Here is a 6,182-nt window from a genome sequence, read left to right on the forward strand (position 1 = left end):
CATATTCAGCAACTACTGAACAATCGTTCAAAAACAAAAATAATTTAAAATGGATGCTCGTTACTTTGAGCACTCACCAGTTGGCCATTTCCCTCTTGATCAACAGAAGCTAATGATCGATCTTTTTTGCAGACCCTTTTTGACCTAAGTTTCTTGAGGTCGGGGGGTCAATCAACCTATGATTGAGCTGATAACCTGTGTACCATGCGAATCGCTCAGTTTCGGATGTGGATGTAAAAAGTAGTCAGTAAATTGCAATTTGTCGTTACTTGATAAGATTTCCTAATATCCAAAAAGAGTGTCTGCATACAAGCTACTAGTATTTATAGGATAATGTTTGTTTATCGAACTAAAATTCTGTTCCACATCATTTTGTAGTGCTTACGAAGCCTAGTTTAATCTCTGAATCCCTGTATACCTAGCTAGTGAGGTAGCATTACCCAGAGATTTACTTTCAAGTGAAAGTATTTTCACATTGTCTTGATGCTTTTTTTAAAGCGGGGTTAATTTGGAATAGATTATACTTGGAATTTTAAAAGTGGCTAATCTTTTAAATTAAGTCGATTTCGTATTAGCGATAATTATTTACAATTTTATTTGAAATACATATTACATAATAAAGATAAAATCACCTGAAATGTTTTCAGTAATGTTTCGGTGAGCTTATTATCATAATTGGAAATAATGATGAAGTTATAGTTTTAAAACCTAGTGCTAAATAACCGGAAAAATATTGAAGAACTTTTAAATATTAAAACGGAAGACATCATTTACGATAATCCTTTTTTAACATAAAACGGTACGTTAATCTGGATGTCAGATCAATTATCTCGCTCAAACTCAACACGACATATTATATGTTTGTGAAATAAAATTTACACCAAAGCCTTTAAATATAGAAGTTATCAACGATGTAAAATACAATATAGAATGATTAAAAGTTTCACGTTATCTTTTCAGACATTCTGTATTAATTCACGGTAATAGGTTTTCAAATGATATTCTTGAACATCAATATTTTTCTCATATTTAAGATTTTTCTTGAATACAAATGATGAATAAAAATACTGAAGTACTATGTGAAAAAGCTATTTAAATACAAAAGTGATCGAATAATTTTTTTCTCATTAGTAATAGAATCAGGTTTCTTTTTAATTATAATCTAATTTAGTGATACTCCATTATGCATTCACCTATTAATTATTTTTTTCTATTCTATGTTGTTATTGACGAGTCGTAATAATCGTATTTCTGTATCTTTATCGTAGTATTACTTCTTCTGTTTGAGAAATTAATATTTTTTGAATAAGATTCACTCTTAAGTTAATCTGTCTTCTATATAATAAAAAAATCATTTTCAATGGACATATTTTTAAGTAAATTTAAGTCCACACATAAATTCTAACCAGGTATCTTTCAGATTTCAATTTGATAGAGAACGATTCTGTGTTTATTATTTCTGTATTCAGTAACCAGTTTTATTCTCTGTTTATTTTTATTAAAATCATAAAAAAATCTATTAAGATAGAGTAAATTTTTAGAATTTATATCTTCATACTAAGAGATTTCATAAAGAATTTTGCTAATGGATATATCGATTGATTCAAGATATCCTAATTCATTAATCATATAAAATGGAAAATGCTTATTAGCATATATAGGTTTATCTTCATTAAGTTTATAAATGTACTTCCTACTATATTTTTAGAACAACTTTTTAAATAATTAAAAATTTTTATTTTAATAACATGTATTTATCATAAATTTTCCGATTAGATGTATAGGATTGTCGTGTATTATAACACACATTTTTTTACCAAAATTTTCTAAATAATTCTACAGTAAGGAAATGTTTTGACCTACAATTAAGCTATGAATTTTTACGTTGATAACCGTATTAAAAAATAAAAAATAAAAAGTATTAAATAAGGTCATAATTTCTGTAAAGAAAATGTATTTTTCTAGTATAATTTTATTTATTAAATTAATATTATCCTGATTTTTTGATATAAAAACTCTTCAGATAAATTTTTAGCGTTTCTAATAATTGTTTATAACTATTTTCTGTATAATAATCTGGAATATCGCTGGTAATAAAAATTATATCATTTTGACCAGAAAAATTTATTAATGTATAGTAGTTTTCTGAAGTTAAGCATAAATCATTGATTTGGAAAATTTTAATACAGTTATCGTCAATACAAGTTCGCTCCATCATTTTTTAGCAAATAAAAATATGGTTGTAGCAGTCTATAATTAGTGCTTATGTCTTAAATATTCGTTAAATCAACTTTCAAACTTTTTTTAAGCTGAGTCGAATCAGCCATACAGTAAAATAAAAAAGACGATTTCAAATATCTAGGTGTCTAAACAAATATATAAAACAGTTTTAACATCTAGTACCAAGAAAAAGTTTATAGGATATGATATAAAACCAGAAAGTCTTTTGAAATTGAATTTGTTAATAAAAAACGAAGCACCTGTTTTATTTCCTTTAAGTATACTCTATTTTATGAATAAAATAAAAATTCTATGGAAACTTCAATATTACTACTGATTAATATTCTCCATACCTTGGAAAATAGAGAATAACATTTGTGTTAGAGAGGGATATTTGGTAGAGAAAGGAGGCTTGCGGTTATTGATAATAAAATTAACAACATATTTTTTTATAAGATAATGATTAAAATCGCTATTTGAGTTTTACGGTAGCCAAAAATCTCAGTTATAGCATTGAGTGGTATAAAAGAAAAAGTAAATAATAGGCGGCTCATTGCTGTATGAAATCCAAAAATTGACACAACTTTTAAAACAGTGATATCACAAAGATTCATAATTGTTACGAAGATAGGAATGTAAAATTTTAATAACTATCTGTTATTGATGAATTTTATAATTTTCAACAGATTTTTTTAATAATTTCATTAACAAAATCTATTACTTTATAGTATTAAAAATTTTGTAGTAATGAGTCCAATCTGAAAGTAGAAAAAAAGCGTTTCATATGAGATAGAAAATATTTTTTTAAAACAGAACACACAAATTTTAGTTTTCATGACAACAATATCACTATCTGAATATTTCATTTTTGTTGAAAAAATAAGTATATCTCCTTTTTCATAGAATGGAACATTGAATTATTATCAATTTCTATGGCAAAAAATCTTTGCTGATTTCACTTTTATTAGGCTGATGTATGTAACCTTTAATGCTCGATTCAGATATTTTTTAGAACCATTAATATTAAATATAGGTATATATTTTGTTGAGATAAATGCGGAGTTTTATTTTGATCATATATTAGATTCTTTAAGTTCGTTTGGAAATAATTGGCTGATGTTATTAACGTTTTTCTTGGAAAGTAAAAGAGCTATATACCTACTTAGATGAGTTTTCCAGATGACTGGCACATTCAGGTTCGTGATTTAGTGAAATGGAGGAAGGAATGACAAGATGCAGTTTTATGCTATTGTCCAGGAGGTCCAACAATTATTTCATTTCACATTTCACCAAGAGCGCTATCCGGATAGTCCTTTCAGCTCAAATAATTATATGATTGACGAAGTACCATTAAATTCAGACGCTAGGACTTTAGAAACTAACTCTATTTCTTTCCCTGACAAAATTCAACAAAATACCTGCCTATTTTATATTCCTAAAACTGCTTCTGAAGATGACAGGAGCGATAAGTGGTAAAAGAAAATGTTGTTACCTAGGCTATCTCTTCCAGAAAATCTGCTATCGATGAAGCTGACTTTAACTCGTCCCTTAAGCCACTAATAAAATACCTAACGGATTGTTTTTTAGATTCAAAAGTTTCACTGACGTGGGATATGATTTTTTCAAGAAACCAAATATGATTAAAAAATGTTTTCGCGAGTGGAAAGTTGTTTTACCCTAAACACGTAATAGACGTATTTTTCAGCGAGAAGCCATAACGGGACTCGAAGAAACTCGTATTCGACGTTAGGAATAATTACTGGTAGATCATGCGCATCGATCTTAATTGCTTGAAATTGAAAAAATGCAAGGCAATCCAGAAGTCCGCGTGAAGCACTTTGCGGATTAATTTTATTACTATGACCGTATGAAGGCACTTTTATAAAAGAGTCAACGAGTAATGGCTATTTTGGCGAACGATTACGGAAAAGGATGATGAGCGATAAGGAAGGGATAGGAAGAGAAGTAGATAAAAGAAGTGAAGAAAAGAACTTACTTTATTACTCGGAAAAGCCTTAGTTAATAAGCATAGTAAAGAAATTTTTAGAAGAACGACTAAGTATCCAGCAACTATTGAAAATGTCCGTCATTTTTTGGGTACATATCATTGTTTTTGAGTGCGAAATCGAGAGGTGAGAACGAAGAAAGAGGAAGTAGTTTTAACTGAAAAATAAATTAAAAAAGATTTTTTTTGTTTTAAATATTTGAGATTTATTTCTGTTTTTTAGTAATCAGACTCTTATTGAACTCTGGAAAGAGAGTTTGAAAAAAATTAATTTAATATTTAATGCGTGAAAATTGGAAAACATTAGATGGAAGAGATTATAATTATTATTATCTTAATATTTATGATTTTGATATCATTTCAGTAGTTTTTCTGAAAGTAGACGTACTGTTAATTCTATTTTTATTAATACGGTAATAGTATTTACATTATTCATTTTATTAACTTAATTCGTATGCGGTCCTCAATAAAATTGATAAAAGCAGTAACAATAAAATGAAAAAAATTATTTCATATTCATTATTGTTTTCCTTTTGAGAGTTTCAGGTCTTATTTTTTCTGATTGTAAAATTACGTTAAATAATGATTTTTTGAAAAATCTTTATTTACTATGCAACGAATGAGTCCATTTGGCGTTTTTACTTATGTTTACAAATAAACTTTAAGGAGTTAACAATGAAAGCTAAATTGCGATATTAAAAAATAAAATCTTTTCATTTTTTATTATTGGTAGTATGATTTTTGTATGCAATACCGCTTGACGGGACGAAACAGACTCGCTCGCGCAGACTGTAAAGACCTAGGTACAAGTAACTTTCAGCCCTACCTGTACGATTGCCTTTATTATTTATCTTTCTGAAATATTTACTAGTGCTGTCATTTACATCCGCAATAGAAATCCCCTCGTTTTGATTGGCACACCAATTGTGGTGACTTTTACCACACTTTCTTTTGCTTATATCTCTTTGAGTTAGGCGATGAGTAATAAGAGGAGACTTTATTTATTGTCAAAATCATTAGATGCAAAAACTAGAATTCTAGGGTTCACCTTGAATGAATTTATACTGGCTATCTCTTTAGCCCTATTTTTCGTTTTATTAGGAAAACTCATTTTAGCGATGTTTCTTTTTGTAATGACGGTGGTTCTGATTAAGCTAATTATTGCGTAAAACACCGCAATCACAGAATCGCGAGTACTTGACTTAAGAAAAAAAAGACATGGAATAAAAACAATCCCGACCTGTTATTGCAAGACTTTCTTATTAGGTCAAATTACTCGTTTTATGCGTTATCGCGTTTCTAATCTGTAATGCGGTATTAGAGTGATGTTTATGACATCAACCAGGACGGAAAGAGATTGTATTAATTCCAACGGAACTTTATCAAAAATCGACACTAATGGACAGCAGTGTTAGTGCATCGTATTTAGGAGCAATGTCGATGGTGTTGGTGTCTCAATATCACACCCGAGACGGTACTGAGCAGCAATCAGGCTCAATTGTGCTTTGTTGATTCGCAATTTTATGCGAATTTTAAAAAGCAATTGAGCTTTGATGCCAACGTCATTAAAGACGGAAAAATAACCTCAACATTTTATGTCAAAGACGTTCATAGCTATCCAATAAACCTGACAGTCAGGATTGAGGGCGAATTAAAACGTTGGGCCAGCAAACGTTTAATTGGGTCGGAATTGAAACGGTATCGGCTTTTGATTAAACTTTTCCAACAGGTATTGGTTTTTTCCTTATTTTTCTTTCTTCTTTCCCTTCTCTTACTTCTTTCACGATAACCTCGTCAAAGCTGATGCCATCCATATCCATAAAGATCAGTAGGGATTTCCTGCCCTAGTAAGCGCATTAATTTTTCGCGGATAATTTCAGAAGCCATAAACTGATCGCTGCGATCCGTCACTTGTTCTGGCGGGAAATAAAACGGTGATTCCGGCATTAATTGGTGA

Annotated in this window: 3 protein-coding genes and 1 pseudogene; 3 read left to right on the forward strand and 1 reads right to left on the reverse strand. The window is 29.5% G+C overall.

Going from position 1 to position 6,182, the window contains the following annotated elements; genetic code table 11:
• Positions 1-3,453: 3,453 nt before the first annotated feature.
• From FIV31_RS07010 to FIV31_RS08700, 3 genes are all read left to right on the forward strand, one after another.
• On the forward strand, positions 3,454-3,696 hold the full coding sequence (locus tag FIV31_RS07010) for a hypothetical protein (RefSeq protein WP_280124272.1): 243 nt from the start codon (positions 3,454-3,456) through the stop codon (positions 3,694-3,696).
• A gap of 1,533 nt (positions 3,697-5,229) precedes the next feature.
• The gene (locus FIV31_RS07015) at positions 5,230-5,394 is read left to right on the forward strand and encodes a hypothetical protein (RefSeq protein ID WP_280124273.1); all 165 of its coding nucleotides are present in this window, start codon (positions 5,230-5,232) and stop codon (positions 5,392-5,394) included.
• 290 nt (positions 5,395-5,684) lie between these two features.
• On the forward strand, positions 5,685-6,014 hold the full coding sequence (locus tag FIV31_RS08700; protein ID WP_425278280.1) for a TraE/TraK family type IV conjugative transfer system protein: 330 nt from the start codon (positions 5,685-5,687) through the stop codon (positions 6,012-6,014).
• Positions 6,015-6,046: 32 nt separating this feature from the next.
• On the opposite strand, the pseudogene FIV31_RS07020 reads toward FIV31_RS08700, so the two are convergent.
• Positions 6,047-6,182 (reverse strand): annotated as a pseudogene (locus FIV31_RS07020) (GTPase Era); the annotation flags it as partial.

This window comes from Coxiella endosymbiont of Ornithodoros amblus (assembly GCF_019425495.1).
Classification (GTDB): domain Bacteria; phylum Pseudomonadota; class Gammaproteobacteria; order Coxiellales; family Coxiellaceae; genus Coxiella.